Below are 21,458 nucleotides of genomic sequence, written 5' to 3' on the forward strand. Positions count from 1 at the left end.
ATTATTTTTTATAAATGAAATTAATATGTTATATATATTATAAAATCAACTTATAATGAATTGTTTTTTATTGTCTTCCAATAAAACATTTGTACTTTTGTTTTTAGACTTTTAAATAAACGAATATCAAAATAATTTTATGAATTCATACGATGTAGCCGTTATAGGCTCGGGTCCTGGAGGATATGTTGCAGCCATCCGTTGCGCACAGTTAGGCATGAAAACTGCCCTTATAGAAAAGTACAGTACATTAGGAGGAACTTGTTTAAACGTTGGTTGTATTCCAAGTAAAGCCTTGCTAGATTCGTCGCACCACTACGAAGACGCCGTGAAGCATTTTGAAGAACATGGCATTGAGGTTCCGGGCGAGGTTAAGGTGAATTTAGAAAAAATGATTTCTCGAAAGCAAGCTGTTGTAGATCAAACTACAGGTGGTATTGATTTTTTAATGAAGAAGAACAATATTGATGTATACCAAGGCATAGGTAGTTTTAAAGATGCAACACACATTACAATTTCAGGAGAAGAAAGTACTGAGATTGAAGCAAAACATTCAATTATAGCTACAGGAAGCAAACCATCAAGTTTACCATTTATTAATATAGACAAAGAACGCATCATTACATCAACAGAAGCTTTAAAGCTCAAAGAAATTCCAAAGCATTTAATTGTTATCGGTGGAGGTGTTATTGGCTTAGAGTTAGGACAGGTTTACAAGCGATTAGGAGCAGAAGTATCGGTTGTAGAGTTTATGGATCGAATTATCCCAACGATGGATGGCGGTTTGTCTAAAGAACTAAATAAAGTTTTAAAGAAACAAAAATTTAAAATAAATACGTCCCATAAAGTTAAATCGGTAGAGCGAGTGGGTGATGAAGTAATCGTTAAAGCTGATAATAAAAAGGGAGAAGAAGTTGAATTTAGAGGCGATTACTGTTTGGTTTCTGTTGGTCGTCGTCCTTACACTGATGGCTTAAATGCCGAAGCAGCAGGAGTGAAATTAACAGACAGAGGTCAAGTAGAAGTTAATGATCATTTACAAACTAGTGCTTCAAATATTTATGCTATTGGCGATGTTGTTAAAGGGGCTATGTTGGCACATAAAGCAGAAGAGGAAGGTGTGTTTGTAGCAGAGACTATTGCAGGACAAAAACCACACATAGACTATAATTTAATCCCAGGAGTTGTTTACACTTGGCCAGAAGTGGCGGCTGTAGGTAAAACCGAAGAACAGTTAAAAGAAGCAGGTGTAGCGTACAAGGCTGGATCTTTTCCTATGCGTGCATTAGGACGATCAAGAGCTAGTATGGACCTTGATGGTTTTGTAAAAGTATTAGCGGATAAAAATACCGATGAAATATTAGGTGTGCATATGGTTGGTGCCCGTGCTGCCGATATGATTGCCGAAGCTGTTGTGGCTATGGAATTTAGAGCTTCAGCAGAAGATGTGTCACGTATGTCTCATGCGCATCCAACATTTACTGAAGCTATTAAAGAAGCTGCATTAGCAGCAACTGAAGATCGAGCTTTACATATTTAACTAAAAAAAAATAAAAATTTCACCCCCTTTTACCAACAGTAGAAGGGGGTTTTGTTTTTAGAGCAATCGCTAATAATATATGCAGTGTTCGATACTTGATTAGTTACTTATGATTAAAATATAAAAATCGTCTTGATAAATATCATATAATAATGAAAAGCACATTATAACTTAAATTACGGGTATCTTTTTTTTGTACTTTTTTTTCGAAATACATGTGACTTATATAAAAGTTGTGTGTCAAAATTAAAAACAGAGTAACAAAATAGCAGCAAGCGTACCTTGAAAAGTAAAAAAACGAGTTCAGAATTATCCGATGAGGATCTTGTTCGCAGTATTGTAAAAAATAATGATACGTTATTATTTGAATTACTTTACGATAGATACGCTAAGCTAGTTTATAACAAATGTTTTAGTTTTTCAAAAGATGATGATGAAGCGAAGGATTTAACGCAGGATGTTTTTTTAAAGTTATTCGTAAAATTATCGAGCTTTAAAGGAACCTCAAAATTTTCAACATGGTTGTATGCGTTTACGTATAACCATTGTGTAAATTATGTGACTAGAAATACGGCAAAAAAAATAGAAAAAAAAGCGGTTAATGATTATGATATAGAAAATATATCTGAAGATATACCGGATGAAAGTCTAAACCAGCTGAAAGTTGCTAATTTGAAAAGTGCGTTAGACCTGATTTCTCCTGATGAGAAAATGATATTACTCTTAAAATATCAAGATTTCTTAACGATTAAAGAAATTGAAAGTGTTTTGGGAATTGGTGAAAGTGCAGTTAAAATGAGGATTAAGCGAGCCAAGGAAAAGCTTTTAACAGTGTACAGTAATAACTTTTGATAATGGAGAATCCGTTTCAGTATATTAATAAACCTTTAAAAGAAGTTCCTGAAGACCTTAAGGCAAAGGTGATGAATGATGTTGCTGTTGCAAAGCTTTTTATGGAATTAGCAAGTTTGTTTTCTTTTGATTTGGCTAAGGTTATAGAATATACCGTGAAACAACGAAAAAAATAGAACATTAGAAAAAACCAAATATAAACCTAACGAATAATAAGACATGGATAAATTAATGGAATGGAATGATAATGTAATGCATTCATTATCTACTATGACAAATGAGGTTGCTCAGGTAATACCCAACTTACTTGGTGCTTTGGCGGTTCTTATTATCGGATGGTTTTTAGTGAAAATTATTGTAGCAGTTGTTCGAAAAGCTTTAAAATTGGCAAAAGCGGATAAACTAGATGAAAAATTGAATGAAATTCAGTTTTTAGGTGGAGATAACTTAAAAATCAATAGTGTTGATGTAATTACAAAGTTCGTTAAATGGGCTATGTATTTAATCATTATCATTGTAGTAACCGATATTTTAAACTTAACTATAGTTTCAGAAGAAATTAGAAACTTCTTAAGATACTTACCGCAATTATTTTCAGCTATCATCATTTTTACAATAGGTTTATTACTGGCAAATTTTGTTAAAAAAGCGATACAGTCTTTTTTTGATTCGGTGGATTTGTCTGGTGCAAAATTTATAAGTCAAATCGTGTTTTTGCTTTTGTTGGTATTTATCTCAATTACGGCTTTAAATCAGGCAGGTGTTGATACCGATATCATAACAAGCAACATCACGTTGGTTCTTGGAGCTTTTCTATTGGCATTTGCTATAGCATTTGGTTTAGGAGCTCAAAAAATAGTAAACGATTTATTAAGGGCTTTTTATGCTCGGAAAACCTATGAGGTTGGACAGAATATTGAATTTAATGATATAATAGGAGAAGTAGAACGAATAGATAATACAACAATAACAATAAAAACTACCGATGGTAAGCTTGTAGTACCCATCAATGATTTAGTAGAGAGTCAAGTAAGAATACAGGAATAACTTTAAGTTAGGGTTAAAATTTGGTTGGTTACTTTTCTGTAATCCGAAAAGCTCTCTATGACACAAGTCCCTTTTCAATTTTTGAAAGGGGATTTTTTTGTTTTTATATTTCTATTTACACTATATTACCTACAATAATTAATATGGTATGAATAGATCTTACTTAGAATTACATGTTGCTATTTTGTTGGCAGGATTTACTGGTTTATTCGGTAAATTGGTAACATTAAATGAGATATACTTAGTTTTTTACCGAGTATTATTTTCATCCGTAGTTTTATTAGTACTTTTAGCAGGGTATAGATGGAAAATTAAAGTAATATCTTCAAAAAAGTCTACAGTTAAAATATTACTTAACGGTGTGCTGTTGGCGTTGCATTGGGTGTTTTTCTTTGGTAGTATAAAAGCTTCTACGGTTTCATTAGGTATATTATGTTTTTGTTTAACCAGTTTTTTTACAGCATTGCTTGCACCTGTTATTAATAAAACACTTTTCTCAGTTAAAGACCTGTTTTACAGTAGTTTAGGTTTTCTTGGCATTTTAGTCATTTTTGGGTTTGATACGTCTTATAGGTTGGGTGTTGTTTTAGGCATTATTTCTTCGATTTTTATTTCATTATTTACCATTTTTAATGAGAAATTAATACGAGAAAGCAGTACGCTATATTTAACAACATTTCAAATGATAGGAGGTTTAATTGGATTAGGAATCATTATTTTGACTTCTGTGTTAGGCTTAAATCTTTCGTTTCAATTACCAAATCAATCCGATATGATTTATCTTTTGATATTATCCCTATTGTGCACTGTGGTATTGTGTTTGTTGATAAATAGCGCATTAAAGCATTTAAGTTCTTTTACTGTTAATTTAAGCTTTAATTTAGAGCCGATTTATACCATTGTATTGTCGGCAATTATATTTAAAGAAGCTAACAATTTTAGTTTAATATTTTGGTTGGGATTTGCTCTTATTCTTTTATCAATTATTCTTCAAACAATAACTAAAAAATCTACACAAAAACGACTAAAGACAAAGTCTTTACTTAATAAGTAATTAAAATAGTTATTAATTAGGACATGTTTAGGATTTTGTTTTAACGGGAAAATGATTAATGTTCTAACCTAATTTTTATGGGTTTTGACAGTTTTTAATATGATTAAAATCAAAATAAAATTTAAAAAACTTGTTACTAAGTAATTATACTTATATATTTGTTACTAAATACGTATTTATTACGTAGTTTTAATTAAGTATTAATTGACATTAATTATGGAAGTAACAAAAGGAGCAAATAAAATTTTATTCATCAATACATTAGCTTTTACATTCTGTTTCGCCGCATGGTTATTAAATGGAATATTAGTAACTTTTTTAGCCGATAATCAGGTTTTTAACTGGAATGCAGTTCAAATTGGTTGGTTAATTGGTATTCCCGTTTTAACAGGCGCTATTTTTAGACTACCAGCGGGTATTTTAACTGATAAATTCGGCGGAAAACCTGTTTTTGCAGGCCTGTTGCTGCTGAGCGCTATTCCAATGTATTTATTATCGTATGCTAATGGATTTTGGTCGTTTGCATTTTGTAGTTTAGGGTTTGGAATAACAGGAGCAAGCTTTGCGGTAGGTATTGCTTTTTCATCAATATGGTTTCCAAAAGAAAGACAAGGTGTTGCACTGGGTATTTTTGGAGCAGGTAATGCGGGAGCTGCTATTACAACTTTCATTGGACCCAAATTATTAAATTATTTAACAGAAGGAAAAACGCAGTTAGAAGGTTGGAGAACTATGCCTAAAATGTATGCTGCATTTTTGGTCATCATGGCGATAATTTTCTTTTTAACCACTACCAATAAAAAACCAATATCGAGTACAAAAAGTTTGAATGGTATGTTACAACCACTAAAAAGTGTTCGTGTATGGCGCTTTGGGCTTTATTACTTTCTTGTATTTGGTTGTTTTGTTGCTTTTGCAGGTTGGTTAGTTCCTTATTATACTAATGTATATGCTTTGGATTTAGCAACAGCTGGTCTTTTGGCATCATGTTTTAGTTTACCATCTGGAGTTATCCGTGCTTTTGGAGGCTGGTTGTCGGATAAATTTGGAGCAAGGAAAGTTATGTATGGGGTGTTAGGTACATCCATGCTGCTAAGTGCCGTATTAGTGATACCTAAAATGGATATATATGCTGCTGGTCGCGGTATTATGGCCAAAAACTCAGGAGTAGTTGAAGAAGTCTCATCAGAATTTATACAAGTTAATAATTATACATATCAATTAAAACAACATGATGATAAATTAGCATATATCGACGATACATTCCAATTCTTTCCTGTAAAAGAAAGCTGGCAGGAAGTTCGAGTTAAGAAAGGTGATGTGGTAAATAAAAAGGAATTATTAGCTGAAGGAAGAACTCATATATATTTTCAGGCTAATGTTTGGGTTTTTGCAATAATTGCAATAATAATTGGCTCTGTATGGGGTATTGGAAAAGCAGCTGTATATAAGCATATACCAGACTATTTCCCTGATGAAGTAGGCGTAGTAGGAGGTATGGTAGGTGTGCTTGGAGGACTAGGCGGTTTCTTTTGTCCTATATTATTTGGGTATTTGTTGGAAGGAACAGGGCTTTGGTCGAGTTGCTGGATATTAATGTTTTTATTGTCAGCAATTTGTTTAATCTGGATGCATAGAGTTGTACAAAAAATGACAAATAAAGCAACACCATTATTGGTTAATAAATTTGAGAATAATGTAAGTTAAAGTTATTTGTGGTGTTGTATTAAGAAGAAGTCATCTTGATGGAGTTAGTCCAAGATGGCTTTTTCTATTTTATAGCTATGCGCAAATTATCTGTTAAAAAGGATAAACGAACTGATTACGCATTAAGGATTTTTTATAAACTTGCCTAGGGATATGATAGTTTTCATTTATAGTTAGGAGAAATAGCTGTAGTAATAAATAATCAAATATATCAAATCCTATTTAGGTTTATTTTGCTCACGACGAGCTTCTATATCAGAAAGATGTAAACCTTTTTCTCGCAAAAAATAATTGTTTTTTGGGCTTCCGATAATTTGTGAAGAATAAACACCAGAATGCCCTGAAAATAAATAAGCGGTGCCACATGCTAATGCAATAAATACACCTGGCTCTATTCCGAAAAGTTCAATCCCCATTATGGTGCATGCAATGGGGGTGTTAGTTGCTCCCGCGAATACGGCAACAAACCCCATACCTGCTAGTAAACCCATTGGTAATGGTATAAACCAGATTAATGCATTACCTAGTGTAGCACCAATAAAAAAAAGAGGGGTAACTTCACCTCCTTTAAATCCGGCTCCCAAAGTGAACGAGGTAAATAAAACTTTTAATAAAAAATCATATGAATTCAAATCAACATTAAAAGCATCAACTATTGTTGGGATTCCCAGACCTATAAATTTTGTCGTGCCCATCAAATAAACAGCAACCGCTAATATAGTACCTCCGATGACAGGTCGTAATGGGGGGTAATTAATATATTTTTTAAATAAATCACTCCAGAAATGAGTAGATTTTGAAAACAACATAGCAACAAGCCCGAAAATGATACCAGCGAGCAAAGCCCAAAGCATGTTAATTGGAGTCATTTCAGCCACTAAATCTATATGGTAATGAGTATGCGGAACACCCCATATTCTGCAAAAGTAATCGGCAATAACTGCAGCCATAAAACTCGGAATAATGGCATCTAAACGCAATCTTCCTAATATTAATACTTCTAGAGCAAAAATACCACCAGCTAGTGGCGTACCAAATACAGAGGCAAATCCTGCGCTAATACCTGCAATTAGAATGATTTTTCTATCACGCTTAGTGAGTTTTAAAATTTTCGTGAACTGATCGGCAATTGCGCCTCCAATTTGAACTGCTGTACCCTCACGACCTGCTGAGCCCCCAAATAAATGGGTTACAATAGTGCCAAATAAAACAAGAGGAGCCATTTTAAAGGGAATAATTTTTTTGGGCGTGTGAAACTCTTCTAACAATAAATTATTGCCTTTTACAACACTACTTCCAAAGAAATGATAGGAAAGGCCTATTATAAATCCCCCAATAGGCAACAACCAAATAATCCAAAGATGCGATTCTCGATAGTTTGTCGCCCATTCTAAACTAGTTAGAAAAAAAGCAGAAACACTTCCCGCGAGAGTGCCTAAAACCAAACAAATAAAGAGCCATTTTAACAGATATAATAGCGTAGGTATTTGTTCAATAGAAAATATAAGCTGCTTTATTTTTTTTACCGTCATAAAATGGAATAAGACACAAATATAAATGAATTATTGAACTAAATATCTGAATTTGTTAATGTCTTATATGGTTTTTTAAAGCATATTTAATAAAATTATTTGATAGAATTTTAATTCTTCGATAGTATATTAGAGCAAGAAACTAAAAGATTAAGTATAAAATGGAAAGAAAAATTGCTTTAGTAACCGGTGGTAGTCGAGGGTTAGGAAGAGATATAGCTATTAATCTGGCAAAAAAAGGGTTGGATGTTATTATTACATATAATTCTAATAACAAAGCAGCAGAGGAAGTCATTCTTGAAATTATAAAATTAGGGCAAAAATGTAAAGCCTTTCAGTTAGATACTACCTGTGTTAGTACCTTTGATGCTTTTTTTGAAAATGTAACATCATATCTAAAGAATAACTACGGAAATCCAAATTTCGATTATTTAATCAATAATGCGGGAACTGGGCTTTATGTGCCGTTCATGGAGACCACCGAAAAACAGTTTGATGAGATGTGTAACATTCATTTAAAAGGGGTCTATTTTTTAACCCAACGTGCCGTGCCATTTATGAATAATGAAGGAGGAATAATAAATATATCTTCTGGACTGGCTCGATTTACTCTACCTAAGTCATCTGCTTATGCGGCTATGAAAGGTGGTATTGATGTTTTTACCCGGTATGTGGCGAAAGAACTGGCTCATAAAAAAATTAGAGCGAATTCTGTTGCTCCTGGGGCTATAGCAACCGATTTTGGCGGGGGCGAAAACAAAACAAACGAACAAAAAAGGCAACTCATTTCTGCGGCAACAGCTTTAGGACGTGTTGGTGAGCCTGAAGATATAGGAGCAATTGTAGCTTTTTTATGTACCGATGATGCTAAGTGGATTAACGGACAACGTATTGAGGCCTCTGGAGGTGTGTTTTTGTAAATAATTTAAATGATGAGATTGAGCTAAATTTTAAGTCTATTGGTTTTTATATGTGTTTCATGTAAAAAGGAAACTTATGCTGAAATAAAAACACCTAAAGGCAATATAATTGTTAAATTGTATACCGAAAGAGCCCCTATCACGTGTGCTAATTTTTTAAAATTAATTGAAAATAAAATGTTACAAAACGGGCAATTCTATCGAGTAGTTCGGATGGATAACCAACCAGATAACGACATTAAAATTGAAGTTATTCAAGGAGGAATAGATAATGATGATTTAGATTATCCTCCAATTATGCATGAAAGTACTAATGATACAGGTGTTTTGCATAAAGACGGTACCATTTCGATGGCTCGGTTAGAACCAGGCTCTGCTACAACCGAATTTTTTATTTGTATAGGAGATCAACCGGAGTTAGATTTTGGAGGCATGCGAAACCCCGACGGACAAGGCTTTGCAGCTTTTGGTAAAGTAATAAAGGGGATGGAAATTGTAAGGGAAATTCAAAAAATGAAGCAACAAAATCAAATGTTAATTAATCCTGTTCCGTTTTCTATTAAAGCAGAGGTTAAAAAGGTTTTTGCGAAATTTAATTAGAATCTTAAAACCCAATGTTTAATGTTTTTTCTATTGTAGGTATAGGTTATATGAATCAAACCTTTTGAATCCATGAATAATGTGGGGTAACTAAATTCACCTTCCTCGTGGTCTTCTAATATTAACAAATCTGTCCAATCCAAACCATCGTAAGAATACGCCAAACGCAGCTTACTTCGGCCTTCCCACCATTCTTTTCCTGGTAGGTCAGGGTTATAAGCAATAATGAAAAAATTATCAATAGCAATAGCATCTGTTCCTGAGTTTGGATTAGCCAGATTTGTTGGTTCTAAGGAAGTCCAGTTTTTTCCACTATTTTTCGACCAGGCAGTAGCTACTACACCTTCTTTACTTCTGCAAAGCACTTGTAATGTTCCATTTTTATGCTTTAAAATACTTGGTTGAATGACATTGTATTTAGATTCGTAATCAATGGGGTAAGATTTCCAGGTTTCTTGTTGGTCTTCGCTAATTTCAACATGCGCTTTCCAGGTGTTTTCATTAATTTCAATACTAGATGGGGATATTATAGTGCCATTGGATAATTCTATAGGTTTATTTTTTATTGGACCTAATATGCCTTTAGCTAGATTTTCAGGCTTACTCCAGGTATTACCATTGTCTTTACTAGACTTTACCATTCCCCACCATTCCCGTGGATTTGGCCCCACCTTATAATATAGATATATAGTCTTTTCCTTTTTTGCTCTAAATAAAACAGGATTCCAGCATGGGAATTGCAATGTGTCCTTTATTCCATCTGCCCAAATTTTAGGTGTAGTCCAGCTTTTGCCTTTTGATTGTATTCCCCAAATAACCACATCTTTACTTCCTTCATGCGTGCCGCCAAACCAACTAATTAATAAGTTTCCGTTTTTTGCTTCCTCAATGGTCGATGCATGACATTGTTTAAAATAAGTGTTTTCGGTAAAAAGAAATTCTTCCTTTAGTACTTTAAAAGTAGGGGTTTGTCCCCAGCAAATTCCGCTTAAATAAATACATGAAAATAAAATAATTATATTCTTATTCATTGATTTAAATGCTAAAAAGGTAATATACTATTTTCTTTTATTGCGCTTATTGTAATTTTTATCACCGCGGGTTTTTGGCTTTTTGTATTTTTTAGCAATCTCTCTACGATACGATCCACCTAGATTTTCCTTTTTGTTTTTAGCTTTTTTCTCATGAAAGGCTGGTCCTGGGGCATCTTCATCTCGTCGTTTTGTAGGATTGTTTCGCTCTTTTACTTTAGTCCGCTCTTCTTCTAAAAGTTGATCCGAAATTTCAACGGTATCAGGAAAGTCCATTACAGGAATTTCCATATTCATAAGACGCTCTATGTTTTCTCTGGCTTCTTGCTCTTTTTCAGTAGAAAGTAAAATAGCTTCTCCTTTACGTTCGGCACGACCGGTTCTACCAATGCGATGCATGTAATTTTCAGGATAATCTGGCGTATCCAAATTGATAACATGACTTACATTGTCAATATCTAAACCCCGAGCCATAACATCGGTAGCTACCAAAATACGGTTATCCCCATTTTTAAACTGCTCGATACTGCGCAAACGATAGTTTTGGGTTTTATTTGAGTGTATGACGCAAAGCTCTTCTTTAAAATGTATGTCTAATTCCTCAAAAAGTTTGTCCGCTATTTTTTTATTTGAAACAAACACAATAACCCTGTTAAAAGTCTCAGTATTTTGTAATAAATGAATTAATAAATTCACTTTCGTGAAAAAGTTAGGAACGTTATATCTGGTTTGTTCAATGTTTTCAAGAGGTGTTCCTGAAACGGCTATCGATACGCGCTCAGGAATAGTGAAAAAATCATTTAATAGGTCATCTACATCTTCGGTCATGGTTGCCGAAAACATAATATTTTGACGTTTCTCAGGAAGGATGTCAAAAATATTAATAAGTTGATGTCTGAAGCCTAAATCAAGCATCACATCAACTTCATCAATAACCAATTTTTGAATAGATTTTAATTGTAAAACACGACTTAAAGCCAAGTCATATAGGCGTCCTGGAGTTGCCACCAGTATATCTAAACCTTCGGCAACAGCCATTTTTTGGGTATTAATATTGGTGCCCCCATATACACCAAGAACACGAGTGTTTATGTATTTGGTTAGTTTTTCAATTTCTTCTACTACCTGAACAACGAGTTCACGAGTTGGCACTAAAATGAGTACACGTGGATTTTCCTGTTTTGAAAACTTTAGGTGTTTTAATATAGGCAACATATAGGCAAAGGTTTTACCTGTACCAGTTTGAGCAATACCAACAATATCTTTACCTGAGCTTACAATATTAAAGGCCTCAGCCTGAATAGGCGTAGGTGTAGTAAAACCTAAATCGTCTAAGGCGTTGTATAGTGGTGTATTTAAATTTAAATCTTTAAAAGTCAAAACGTAATATTTATAGCTGGCAAAGTTACGCTTATTATTCTAGTTACACTAAATGCGTGTTATGTATTTCAATTTGGTAGCTTGCCACGAAGTCCTTGCCTGATTCTAATTTTAAAATGCCCTCTTTAGTTTTAAAATCTTGATTGGTGTTTTCGCTATCCGCTATCCCAAGCCATGGTTCAATACAAACATAATTTCCAGTTGGTTTAGCCCAGATCCCCAAGTAGGGAAAATCGTTAAAAGTTACCGACAATATATCTCCCGAATGCAGACTATTTAAAGTTACTTTTTTTGATTTTAAAGCCTTAAATATTAAAGCGTCTTTATTAAATAAATCGTGCTTCAATTGAATGCTTTTGTTATTGTTAAATACAGGAGCTGTTTTGTTCGATATTAAACCATTGTCCATATTTATAAGGTGTGTAACGTCGTTTTCTTTTTCTTCAAAAACCAGACTATAATCGGTATAGGTTTCATTAGTATAAACAGGGCATTTAAAGGCAGGGTGTCCACCCAGCGAAAAATACATGGTATTATTATCGAGGTTTTTAATCGTATGACTTACATCAAGCTTATTACCATTTAGGGTATAAGAAATGTAAAATTCAAATTTAAAAGGATAAACCTTTAAAGAGTCTTCATCATAAATTAGTTTAAACGTTAAATTTTCAGGGGTTTGTTCGATCAGTTGTATGTTTTGGTTGTGCCTTACAAAGCCGTGTTTAGGTAATTTATACGACTGGTTATCTATAAAATAGGTATTGTCTTTTAAAGCCCCTATAACAGGAAATAAATTAGGTGCAAAACTGCCCCAAATTTCGGGGTTTGCATCCCACATAAATTGGGTGTTATGTTTTACCGAGCTGATTTCACACAATTCGGCACCAATTTTTTTTACTGCAATTTTTAAAATATCATTTTTTAATGTGTACATCTCTTAATGTATTTTTTCTATACTACAAAACTTGTGAATTTTTCAGGATTCTACCTAACTTTGTCGCATAAATTTTTCCATTGAGAGCAGAACAAAATTGTCATATAAAAGATATTCAGCAGTTTAAAGAAAAATTGCTCGTTTGGAGTCAGCAGTTTGAAGATGTAGTTTGGTTAGATTCAAATAACTACAGTCAGCAGTATTCCCAATATGATGCAGTTTTAGCTGTTGATGCGTTTACCAGCTTAAAAACCGATTACATTAATGCATTTAAAGAATTAAAAGATTACCAAACACAAAGCAAAGATTGGATTTTTGGTTATTTAACATATGATTTGAAAAACGCAGTCGAGCCTCTTGATTCTAATAATTTCGATGGTTTAGGGTTTTCAGATTTGTATTTTTTTCAACCAAAACGATTGTTTTTTTTAAAAGGAAACACTCTAGAGATGAAGTATCTAAATATGGTTGATGATGAAATTCAAACCGATTTAGAGGACATAAATAATATAAATTTAGCTCAAAACCGCTCCAAGAGTGATCCGATAAAAATTAAACTTCGCATTCACAAAGATGCCTATCAGGAAAAGGTTAATACCATGCTTTCGCACATCCATAGGGGCGATATATATGAAGCTAATTTTTGTCAGGAGTTTTATGCTGAAGATACCGAAATTCAACCCTTAGAAATTTACAATAAACTCAACAGCATTTCGAATCCACCATTTGCCACCTTTTTAAAATGCAACGATAAATATGTGCTGTCGGCTTCACCGGAACGCTATTTAAAAAAGGATGGTGATGTTGTTATTTCGCAACCCATTAAGGGTACAGCTAAGCGTGCAGTTAACCCAGAAGAAGATGAACTATTAAAGAAAGAATTACTGGAGAACGAAAAGGAGCGTAGTGAAAATATTATGATTGTCGATTTGGTGCGTAACGATTTATCCAAAACGGCGATTAAAGGAAGTGTCGAGGTTGAAGAGTTGTGTAAAATTTATACCTTCGATCAGGTGCATCAAATGATATCAACGGTAAAATCTCATGTAAAACCAGAAACACATCCTGTAGATATTATTGAAACCACATTTCCTATGGGAAGCATGACAGGAGCGCCTAAGTTTTCGGCTATGAAAATTATTGAAAGTTTAGAGGAATCTAAACGCGGTTTGTACTCAGGAACGGTTGGATACTTTTCACCTACCGGCAATTTTGATTTTAATGTGGTTATTAGAAGTATTTTATACAATGCCACAGAAAAATATGTGTCGTATTCAGTAGGTGGGGCAATAACAGCAAAAAGCGACCCGCATAAGGAATACGAAGAATGCTTGGTAAAAGCGAAAGCTATGCGTCAAGTTCTAGAAGACTAAGCTAAAACCGTGTCGAACGTTTTTTGAACCCAGTTTATTATGCGCTCAATTCGTTTGGTTTCTATTTGTTTTACTTTAGCAATATCTTCAATCGAAAGCTTTCCGAATACATGTAAATCTATAATATTTGAGACATTTATAGGTAAACGACTGTAAATATTACCAATAACTTGTTTCGAATTATTGCGTTTAGAGGCTTTTGTGTTAAAAGCATTTAATATGGAATGATTATTATCGTCGTACAGGAATATTTTGTCGTCCCGACCATTTTGTTGATAAGAAATGTCATTTAAATCCTCCTTCATTATATAATCAAAACCGTCATCAATTGTATAATGCTCTTCTAGAGCTTCAAGTTCTTCTTCTAAAAATTTCCGAGTACTTATTGTGTTTTTATGAAAGGATTCCTTTTTGTAAATAGCATCTAATTCGGCATTAACCAGTTTAAATAGTTTTAATTTTAAAGTTTTTTTGTCAATATCAATATCATATCCTTTTTCGTAAAGATGAACAAGGCAGTCGTCTATTACCCCATTTGAAGAATACATTTTTTTAGGAATAATACCTGTTGATTCGGCTATATACAATCTATGTTTTACGTAAGGGTGCAACCATTGCGTTGTTGAAAGTATTTTTTTGTTAAAAGTAACCTGTGCTGCTTTATCGTTAATTTTTTCAATTGTTCCCATAATCCTCACGTATTAAATTACTGTTATAAGATACTAAATTCTGTGATTTTAAACTAGCATTTTAACTCATTTAAAATAAATGTAGGACTCTATTTTCAAAAGCCATTGTTGTATATTTGAAGCATGTTAAAAGAATTTCAGCAACATATAAATTCACATTTACCGCTTTTGAAAGACGCAAAGCTTTTAATAGCTGTTTCGGGAGGAATAGACAGTGTAGTATTAACACATTTATGCATTAAAAGTGGTTTAAATATTGCTTTGGCACATTGCAATTTTAATTTGAGAGGCGATGAAAGTGATGCCGATGAAGATTTTGTAGTAAAACTTGCAGAAATGTTAGATTTAGAAATCTTCGTTGAAGGTTTTGATACGAAAATGTATGCAGAAACAAATAAACGTTCCATTCAAATGGCAGCCAGAGAACTTCGCTACAATTGGTTCTCCGATTTGGCTCGGCAATTACATTTTTCTTATGTTTTAACAGCGCATCATGCCGATGATAATTTAGAAACGTTTTTAATCAATTTTACGCGTGGAACAGGTATTGAAGGTTTAACAGGAATTCCTGAAATAAACGATACGTTTGTGCGCCCGTTATTACCATTTTCTAATCAGCAAATTTTAGATTATGCTAGCGAAAAAGATATCCTATGGAGAAACGATAGCAGTAACCGTTCTACCAAGTATTTACGCAATAAGTTGCGTCATGATGTTATTCCAATCTTGAAAGAAATCAACCCGAGTTTGTTGCAAAGTTTTCAAAAGACATTACAAAATTTAAGTGATAGTCAACAAATTATCAATGATGCGATGGGCATGTTTTTAGACCAGGCCATCGTGCATAAAACCCAAAAGGAAACAACTTATAAAGTTGAAGCATTTAAAAAAACATCGAATCCTAAGGCTTATTTATATGAAACCTTCAAAAATTTTGGATTTACCCAATGGGATGATATTTTAAACTTACTTACCGCACAACCTGGCAAATACGTAATTTCTGGAACACATAGATTAATAAAGGATCGTGAGAATTTGATTCTTACTGAAAATGATTTTAATAGGCCAGTGACCGATTTTATTGAGGTTCTAGATATGAGTGCAACTTTAAAAATTCCAGTGGGCAATTTAGCATTTTCTGAAGTAGAAACAATTGATGCCGAATCTAAGGATAAATGTATTTATGTAGACAAGGGCTTATTGCGCAGTCCTCTTACTATTCGCCAGAAAAAACAGGGCGATGTGTTTGCTCCGATAGGCATGAAAGGCAAAAAGAAAAAACTTAGTAAGTATTATAAGGATGAGAAATTTTCGTTGGTAGATAAAGAAAACACGTGGTTGTTTTGTAGTGGCGACCAAATTGTGTGGGTCATTGGAAAACGTGCCGACGAACGCTTTAAAATTACCGATAAGACCAAACACATTTTAAAAATAGAATTTATTCAATAATGAAGGTGTTACAAGGACAAATAGTCGATATTTTCAATAAGCGTATTTTTAAAGGAGAAATAACCTTTAAGGCAGGAAAAATAATTGCTATTGAAGAAAAATGCCATAACGTTAATCAATTTGTTCTTCCCGGATTTGTCGATGCGCATATTCATATTGAAAGTTCTATGCTTGTACCAAGCGAGTTTGCGAAAATAGCTGTCACACATGGTACGGTTGCAACAGTTTCCGATCCGCATGAAATTGCTAATGTTTTAGGTGTAAAAGGTGTCGAGTTTATGATTGAAAACGGTAAACAAGTGCCTTTTAAGTTTAATTTTGGTGCACCATCCTGTGTCCCAGCAACTGAGTTTGAGTCTGCAGGGGCAATAATAGATTCCGAAGCTATTAAAACCTTGCTTCAAAAAGAATCTATAAAATACCTTGCCGAAATGATGAATTACCCAGGCGTTCTTTTTGATGATGAAGAGGTCATGAAGAAAATAGCTTGGTCTAAACATTTTAATAAACCTGTTGATGGTCATGCGCCAGGTTTACGAGGTGATGATCTAACTAAATACATTGATGCCGGAATCAGTACAGATCATGAGTGTTTTAGTTACGATGAAGCATTAGAAAAGCTACAAAAGGGAATGAGAATTTTAATTCGTGAAGGTAGCGCGGCTAAAAATTTTGATGCTTTAATCGATTTGGCGAATGATCATTTTGAGCAGATGATGTTCTGTAGCGACGATAAACATCCGGACGATTTGTTAATCGATCACATAAACAAACTTTGTGCCCGAGCCGTGGCGCAAGGTGTCGATGTATTTAAAGTCTTGCAAATGGCTTGTGTTAATCCTGTTAAACATTATAATTTAGACGTTGGTTTGCTGCAAGTTGGTGATGCTGCCGATTTTATTATAGTTGAAGATTTAAAAGATTTTAAAACGCTTCAAACCTATATAGACGGAGAACTCGTATTCAATAATGGTGACTCTCTAATTTCATCGGTTCATTTTGAGAATCTTAATCATTTCCAATGCGAGAAAAAGACGACTTTAGATTTTAAAATTGAATCTTCAGCAAAGCAAATTCGCGTTATTGAAGCCATGGAAGGTCAGTTGGTTACAAATGAAATAATAACTGAGGCTACTATAAAAGATGGAAATTTAGTTTCGAATATTGAAAATGATATTTTAAAAATAACTGTAGTTAATCGTTATAAAAATCAAAAACCAGCTTTAGCATTCATTAAAAATTTTGGACTAAAAGAGGGAGCGATAGCCTCATCGGTAGGTCATGATTCCCATAATATTATTGCCGTTGGTGTTTCAGATGAAGCTATTTGTAAAGCTGTAAATTTACTCATTGAAAATAATGGTGGAATTTGTGCCATTTCGCATGACGGTGATCAGGTTTTGCCCTTGCCTGTAGCAGGAATTATAAGCGACAAAGATGCTAAAATGGTTGGTGAGGCCTATGCTAAACTCGACAAAATGGCTAAGAAAATGGGCAGTAATTTGAATGCTCCATATATGACGTTGTCGTTTATGGCGCTATTAGTCATTCCAGCGTTAAAACTAAGCGATCAAGGTCTCTTCAACGGAAAAAGCTTTAAATTTACGACATTAGAATATTAATTAATTATGCCAATTATACAAAGTACCTACAAACCTTCATTCATTTTTAATAGCGGATTTATTGCTACCGTATACTCTGGACTTGTCCGAAGCGTAAAACTTAATCAAAAACGTGAGCGCATAACACTTCGTGATGGGGATTTTTTAGATTTAGATTGGAGTTATTCCGATAAAGCTTCCGACAAGGTCATATTGTGTTTTCATGGATTGGAAGGTCATGGACAACGCCCTTATATTACAGGAACCGCTAAACTATTTAATGAGAACAATTGTGATGCTATTTGTGTTAATTTTAGGGGATGTAGTGGTGAAGATAATCTATTGTTTAGGAGTTACCATTCTGGAGCAACAGAGGATTTGGAAGATATTATGAAACATATTTTAGGTTTAAAAAAATATAATGAGATTTATTTATACGGCATTAGTTTGGGAGCAAATTTAATTTTAAAATATTTGGGAGAACGCGACAACGTGCCAGGCGAAATTAAAGCCGCTGTAGCTGTTTCGGTACCAGCAGACTTGGCTGGATCTTGTGAGGAACTTATGAGACCTAAAAATAGACCATATGCCAATCGTTTTTTAAATCATTTAAAAAAGAAACTCTTAAATAAAGCAGTAAAGTTTCCTGATGAATTATCGTTTGAGGAATTTTGTACCATTAACACGTTAAGGGATTTCGACGATGTATACACGGCAAAAGCTCATGGATTTAAAGATGCGACAGATTATTATGAACAAAGTAGCTGTTTACAATTTCTATCCAAAATAAAAATACGCACGCTCATCATTAATGCGCTTAATGATTCTTTTTTATCACCAGAGTGTTATCCCGTAAAAGAGGCCAAAGAAAATTCCAATTTATTTTTAGAGATGCCTAAAAAAGGAGGGCATGTAGGTTTTATAGATAAGCGTAATGTGTATTATAACGAGAAAAGAGCTCTCGAATTCATATTAAACTCTTAAAAAAAGTTAATCCATCTTGAACAAGCGTACTTTTTTGTATTTTTAAAAGAATTCATTTAAACAAACTATCTTTTAATTAAAAAATACAACTGAATATGCCTGAATATAAATTAAAAATTAATGGTAAGTCTCATACCGTTAACGTTGATGAAGACACACCGCTCTTGTGGGTGTTGCGTGATGAATTAAACCTTCTTGGTACTAAATTTGGGTGTGGTATTGGACAATGTGGTGCTTGTACCGTGCATTTCGAAGGTGCTGCAGTAAGAAGTTGCTTGCTGCAGGTTTCAACGATTAAAGATTCAAAAATTACTACGATTGAAGGCTTATCGGAAGATGGAGATCATCCATTGCAGAAAGCCTGGTTAGAGCATGATGTTCCACAATGCGGATATTGCCAAAGTGGACAAATTATGAATGCCGCTGCACTTTTAAAAGAAAAACCAAAACCCACTGACGCAGATATTGATAGTGCTATGAATGGAAATATTTGTCGTTGCGGCACATATATTCGTATAAAACAAGCGATTAAAACAGCGTCTAATCAATAAATTCAAAAATCATGACTAAAATAAAAACACAATATAATCGTCGTTCATTTTTGAAGGTTTCGGCAGCAGCAGGCGGAGGTATGCTCATAGGCTTTAGTTGGTTAACAGGATGTGTTACCAGTAATAAAAAAGACGATGTTATTGCCATCCCAAATGAATGGTTCGAAATTAATGGATACATCAAAATTGGGGATACTGGTTTGGTAACAATTTATTCACCAAACCCTGAGATTGGACAAAACGTAAAAACTTCAATGCCCATGATTGTGGCAGAGGAGTTAGATGTTGATTGGAATCATGTAATCGTAGAGCAAGGGGCTTTAAATGAAGATGCCTTCAAAAACCCCCAATTTGCAGGTGGTAGTTTGTCCATAAAGCGAGGTTGGCATCCTTTAAGAATGGCAGGTGCAACAGGTAGGCGTATGCTTATGGAAGCAGCGGCTAAAGAATGGAATGTTGATGTTGAAGGCTTAACCGTTACGAAAGGGATTATTAAAGAGATAGATGGCGAAAGAAGTATTAGTTACGGAGAAATTGCAAGCAAAGCGGTTGGTATAGAAATTCCAGAAGAAGTGGAATTGAAGGATGTTAAAAATTTTCAATTAATTGGTACAAGTCAGAAAAATGTAGAAGGTAAAAATATTGTAACCGGCAAACCGTTGTTTGGTATCGATTTTAAAAGGGAAGGGATGAAATTAGCTATGATAGAGCATCCTCCTGCCTTTGGAATGAAGGTTAAAGCATTTAATGAAGATGAAATAAAAGCTATGCCAGGAATTTATGATGCTTTTATTGTAGATACAGCAATACCAGGACCAGGGTGGTCTGACGAAAAAGGATTTTTACAGTTGGTTGCCATTGTGGGAGATTCAACTTGGAAACTGATGAAAGCGAAAAAAGCACTTAAAACCAATTGGGAGGTCGTTGGTGAATTGGAAAATTCTGAAATGCATTCAAAAAGAATGGAGGAAGCTCTAGCTTCAAGTGAATTAAGAGAAAGTAGAAAGGACGGCGACCCAGAAAGTGCTTTCAAAAAGGCTTCAAAAGTTATTGAACGAACATATAGTTCTCCATTTTTACCCCATAATACGATGGAACCGATGAATTTCTTTGCCCATGTTACCGATACATCAGCGGAGTTAGTAGGCCCTACCCAAACGCCGAAGGCTTTAGAAGATTCAGTGTCTAAATTACTCAATTTACCCATTGAAGCAATTACCGTAGATATGACGCGAATTGGAGGGGGTTTTGGAAGACGGTTGTACGTTCATTTTGGAGTAGAAGCAGCTGCCATATCTAAAAAAATAGGTGCTCCTGTAAAACTTATTTACACGCGCGAAGACGATATGACTCAAGGAACATATCGTCCAGCTTATTTAGCAACATACAAAGCTGGATTAGATGAGAATAATAGCCTAATAGCGTTTTCAATTAAAGGCACAGGATTACCAGAAAACCCTGTTTTCGAAAACCGTTTTCCTGCAGGAACAGTCGATAATTATCTGGCTGAAAAAATAAGTACTAAAACAAATATCACAACAGGAGCATGGCGTGCACCGAGATCTCATTTTACAGCAGCTGCCGAACAATCGTTTTTAGATGAAGTCGCCGAATTGGCAGGTAAAGACCCTATTGAATTTAGATTAGAATTATTTGACAAAGCCGAAAATAATCCAGTTGGAGAAAATAACGATTACGATCCTAAGCGTTATGCCGGCGTGCTTAAACTGGTAAAGGAGAAGTGCAATTGGGGCGTGGAGACTCCTGGAATATACAGAGGTGTAGCTGCCTATTATTGTCATTCCAGTTATGTGGCTGAGGTTATAGATATCGCTATGGAGAGTAATAAACCTAAGGTGAAAAAAGTATGGTGTGCTGTAGATTGTGGAATTGTAATTAATCGGGATGCTGCCAAAAATATGGTTGAAGGCGGGGTGGTTGATGGAATTGGGCATGCAATGTATAGCCAGTTAACATTTAATGATGGTGCTCCAGAACAAAATAATTTTAACACCTATCGATTAATGCGACATTCACAGGCGCCAGAGGCAATTGAGGTATTTTTTGTTGAGAATGATATCGATCCAACGGGATTAGGAGAGCCTGGTTTGCCACCTGCCATTGGCGCCTTGGCAAACGCATTGTATAAGGCAACAGGAGAACGTTTGTATCATCAGCCGTTTGTTTCTTATAAATCGGTAATCGGTTAATCGT

The 21,458-nt window shown here is 34.4% G+C and carries 19 protein-coding genes; 14 read left to right on the top strand and 5 right to left on the bottom strand.

Features of this window, described 5'->3' with window-relative positions:
• Positions 1-139: 139 nt before the first annotated feature.
• From lpdA to ICJ83_RS11255, 6 genes are all read left to right on the top strand, one after another.
• Positions 140-1,540, top strand: a complete 1,401-nt coding sequence (gene lpdA, locus ICJ83_RS11230) for a dihydrolipoyl dehydrogenase (protein WP_188230491.1) — start codon at positions 140-142, stop codon at positions 1,538-1,540.
• A 282-nt stretch (positions 1,541-1,822) separates the two neighbouring features.
• Positions 1,823-2,392: an RNA polymerase sigma factor gene (locus ICJ83_RS11235; RefSeq protein ID WP_188230492.1), complete on the top strand. Its 570-nt coding sequence runs from the start codon at positions 1,823-1,825 to the stop codon at positions 2,390-2,392.
• 2 nt (positions 2,393-2,394) lie between these two features.
• Positions 2,395-2,568 (top strand): hypothetical protein, encoded by a 174-nt coding sequence (locus tag ICJ83_RS11240; protein ID WP_188230493.1) that lies wholly within the window; start codon positions 2,395-2,397, stop codon positions 2,566-2,568.
• Between the two features lie 43 nt (positions 2,569-2,611).
• Entirely contained in the window at positions 2,612-3,439 is an 828-nt protein-coding gene (locus ICJ83_RS11245; RefSeq protein ID WP_188230494.1) for a mechanosensitive ion channel family protein, read from the top strand.
• A gap of 148 nt (positions 3,440-3,587) precedes the next feature.
• On the top strand, positions 3,588-4,493 hold the full coding sequence (locus ICJ83_RS11250) for a DMT family transporter (RefSeq protein ID WP_188230495.1): 906 nt from the start codon (positions 3,588-3,590) through the stop codon (positions 4,491-4,493).
• A gap of 216 nt (positions 4,494-4,709) precedes the next feature.
• On the top strand, positions 4,710-6,200 hold the full coding sequence (locus ICJ83_RS11255; RefSeq protein WP_188230496.1) for an MFS transporter: 1,491 nt from the start codon (positions 4,710-4,712) through the stop codon (positions 6,198-6,200).
• Positions 6,201-6,418: 218 nt separating this feature from the next.
• Here ICJ83_RS11255 and ICJ83_RS11260 read toward each other — a convergent pair whose 3' ends face one another.
• Positions 6,419-7,732 carry a voltage-gated chloride channel family protein gene (locus tag ICJ83_RS11260; RefSeq protein ID WP_188230497.1) on the bottom strand — a complete coding sequence of 438 codons (1,314 nt, stop codon included), beginning with the start codon at positions 7,730-7,732 and terminating at the stop codon, positions 6,419-6,421.
• Between the two features lie 161 nt (positions 7,733-7,893).
• Here ICJ83_RS11260 and ICJ83_RS11265 point away from each other — a divergent pair, with 161 nt between their 5' ends.
• Positions 7,894-8,652 (top strand): SDR family NAD(P)-dependent oxidoreductase, encoded by a 759-nt coding sequence (locus tag ICJ83_RS11265; protein ID WP_188230498.1) that lies wholly within the window; start codon positions 7,894-7,896, stop codon positions 8,650-8,652.
• A gap of 39 nt (positions 8,653-8,691) precedes the next feature.
• Positions 8,692-9,252, top strand: a complete 561-nt coding sequence (locus tag ICJ83_RS11270; protein ID WP_223154745.1) for a peptidylprolyl isomerase — start codon at positions 8,692-8,694, stop codon at positions 9,250-9,252.
• Here ICJ83_RS11270 and ICJ83_RS11275 read toward each other — a convergent pair.
• From ICJ83_RS11275 to ICJ83_RS11285, 3 genes are read right to left on the bottom strand one after another with little or no spacing between them, the layout of a single operon-like run.
• Positions 9,249-10,283 (bottom strand): sialidase family protein, encoded by a 1,035-nt coding sequence (locus tag ICJ83_RS11275; RefSeq protein WP_188230499.1) that lies wholly within the window; start codon positions 10,281-10,283, stop codon positions 9,249-9,251. The genes ICJ83_RS11270 and ICJ83_RS11275 overlap by 4 nt on opposite strands.
• 27 nt (positions 10,284-10,310) lie before the next feature.
• Positions 10,311-11,663, bottom strand: a complete 1,353-nt coding sequence (locus ICJ83_RS11280) for a DEAD/DEAH box helicase (RefSeq protein ID WP_188230500.1) — start codon at positions 11,661-11,663, stop codon at positions 10,311-10,313.
• A 43-nt stretch (positions 11,664-11,706) separates the two neighbouring features.
• Entirely contained in the window at positions 11,707-12,597 is an 891-nt protein-coding gene (locus ICJ83_RS11285) for an aldose 1-epimerase family protein (RefSeq protein ID WP_188230501.1), read from the bottom strand.
• An 80-nt stretch (positions 12,598-12,677) separates the two neighbouring features.
• Here ICJ83_RS11285 and pabB point away from each other — a divergent pair, with 80 nt between their 5' ends.
• A complete protein-coding gene (gene pabB, locus ICJ83_RS11290; protein WP_188230502.1) occupies positions 12,678-13,970 on the top strand; it encodes an aminodeoxychorismate synthase component I in 1,293 nt (430 codons plus the stop codon).
• On the opposite strand, the gene ICJ83_RS11295 is transcribed toward pabB, so the two are convergent.
• Entirely contained in the window at positions 13,967-14,659 is a 693-nt protein-coding gene (locus tag ICJ83_RS11295; protein WP_188230503.1) for a hypothetical protein, read from the bottom strand. The genes pabB and ICJ83_RS11295 overlap by 4 nt on opposite strands.
• A 123-nt stretch (positions 14,660-14,782) precedes the next feature.
• On the opposite strand from ICJ83_RS11295, the gene tilS reads away from it, so the two are divergent.
• The 5 genes from tilS (at position 14,783) to ICJ83_RS11320 (ending at position 21,454) form a co-directional block, all read left to right on the top strand.
• Positions 14,783-16,108: a tRNA lysidine(34) synthetase TilS gene (gene tilS / locus ICJ83_RS11300; RefSeq protein ID WP_188230504.1), complete on the top strand. Its 1,326-nt coding sequence runs from the start codon at positions 14,783-14,785 to the stop codon at positions 16,106-16,108.
• Complete coding sequence (gene ade, locus ICJ83_RS11305) at positions 16,108-17,730, top strand: adenine deaminase (RefSeq protein ID WP_188230505.1); 1,623 nt, start codon at positions 16,108-16,110, stop codon at positions 17,728-17,730. The genes tilS and ade overlap by 1 nt, the downstream gene beginning before the upstream one ends.
• 6 nt (positions 17,731-17,736) lie before the next feature.
• Positions 17,737-18,693: a YheT family hydrolase gene (locus ICJ83_RS11310; RefSeq protein WP_188230506.1), complete on the top strand. Its 957-nt coding sequence runs from the start codon at positions 17,737-17,739 to the stop codon at positions 18,691-18,693.
• A gap of 95 nt (positions 18,694-18,788) precedes the next feature.
• On the top strand, positions 18,789-19,244 hold the full coding sequence (locus ICJ83_RS11315) for a (2Fe-2S)-binding protein (protein WP_188230507.1): 456 nt from the start codon (positions 18,789-18,791) through the stop codon (positions 19,242-19,244).
• An 11-nt stretch (positions 19,245-19,255) separates the two neighbouring features.
• Positions 19,256-21,454, top strand: coding sequence for a molybdopterin cofactor-binding domain-containing protein (locus ICJ83_RS11320; protein ID WP_188230508.1), 2,199 nt, complete (start codon positions 19,256-19,258; stop codon positions 21,452-21,454).
• The last annotated feature ends 4 nt before the right edge of the window (positions 21,455-21,458 follow it).

Source organism: Aestuariibaculum sediminum (assembly GCF_014596945.1).
GTDB classification, from domain to species: Bacteria; Bacteroidota; Bacteroidia; order Flavobacteriales; family Flavobacteriaceae; genus Aestuariibaculum; species Aestuariibaculum sediminum.

Coding starts and splice junctions, on each gene's coding strand:
- lpdA (WP_188230491.1), top strand. CDS start 140: ATGAATTCATACGATGTAGCCGTTATAGGCTCGGGTCCTGGAGGATAT.
- ICJ83_RS11240 (WP_188230493.1), top strand. CDS start 2,395: ATGGAGAATCCGTTTCAGTATATTAATAAACCTTTAAAAGAAGTTCCT.
- ICJ83_RS11245 (WP_188230494.1), top strand. CDS start 2,612: ATGGATAAATTAATGGAATGGAATGATAATGTAATGCATTCATTATCT.
- ICJ83_RS11250 (WP_188230495.1), top strand. CDS start 3,588: ATGAATAGATCTTACTTAGAATTACATGTTGCTATTTTGTTGGCAGGA.
- ICJ83_RS11255 (WP_188230496.1), top strand. CDS start 4,710: ATGGAAGTAACAAAAGGAGCAAATAAAATTTTATTCATCAATACATTA.
- ICJ83_RS11260 (WP_188230497.1), bottom strand. CDS start 7,732: ATGACGGTAAAAAAAATAAAGCAGCTTATATTTTCTATTGAACAAATA.
- ICJ83_RS11265 (WP_188230498.1), top strand. CDS start 7,894: ATGGAAAGAAAAATTGCTTTAGTAACCGGTGGTAGTCGAGGGTTAGGA.
- ICJ83_RS11275 (WP_188230499.1), bottom strand. CDS start 10,283: ATGAATAAGAATATAATTATTTTATTTTCATGTATTTATTTAAGCGGA.
- ICJ83_RS11285 (WP_188230501.1), bottom strand. CDS start 12,597: ATGTACACATTAAAAAATGATATTTTAAAAATTGCAGTAAAAAAAATT.
- ICJ83_RS11295 (WP_188230503.1), bottom strand. CDS start 14,659: ATGGGAACAATTGAAAAAATTAACGATAAAGCAGCACAGGTTACTTTT.
- tilS (WP_188230504.1), top strand. CDS start 14,783: ATGTTAAAAGAATTTCAGCAACATATAAATTCACATTTACCGCTTTTG.
- ade (WP_188230505.1), top strand. CDS start 16,108: ATGAAGGTGTTACAAGGACAAATAGTCGATATTTTCAATAAGCGTATT.
- ICJ83_RS11310 (WP_188230506.1), top strand. CDS start 17,737: ATGCCAATTATACAAAGTACCTACAAACCTTCATTCATTTTTAATAGC.
- ICJ83_RS11315 (WP_188230507.1), top strand. CDS start 18,789: ATGCCTGAATATAAATTAAAAATTAATGGTAAGTCTCATACCGTTAAC.
- ICJ83_RS11320 (WP_188230508.1), top strand. CDS start 19,256: ATGACTAAAATAAAAACACAATATAATCGTCGTTCATTTTTGAAGGTT.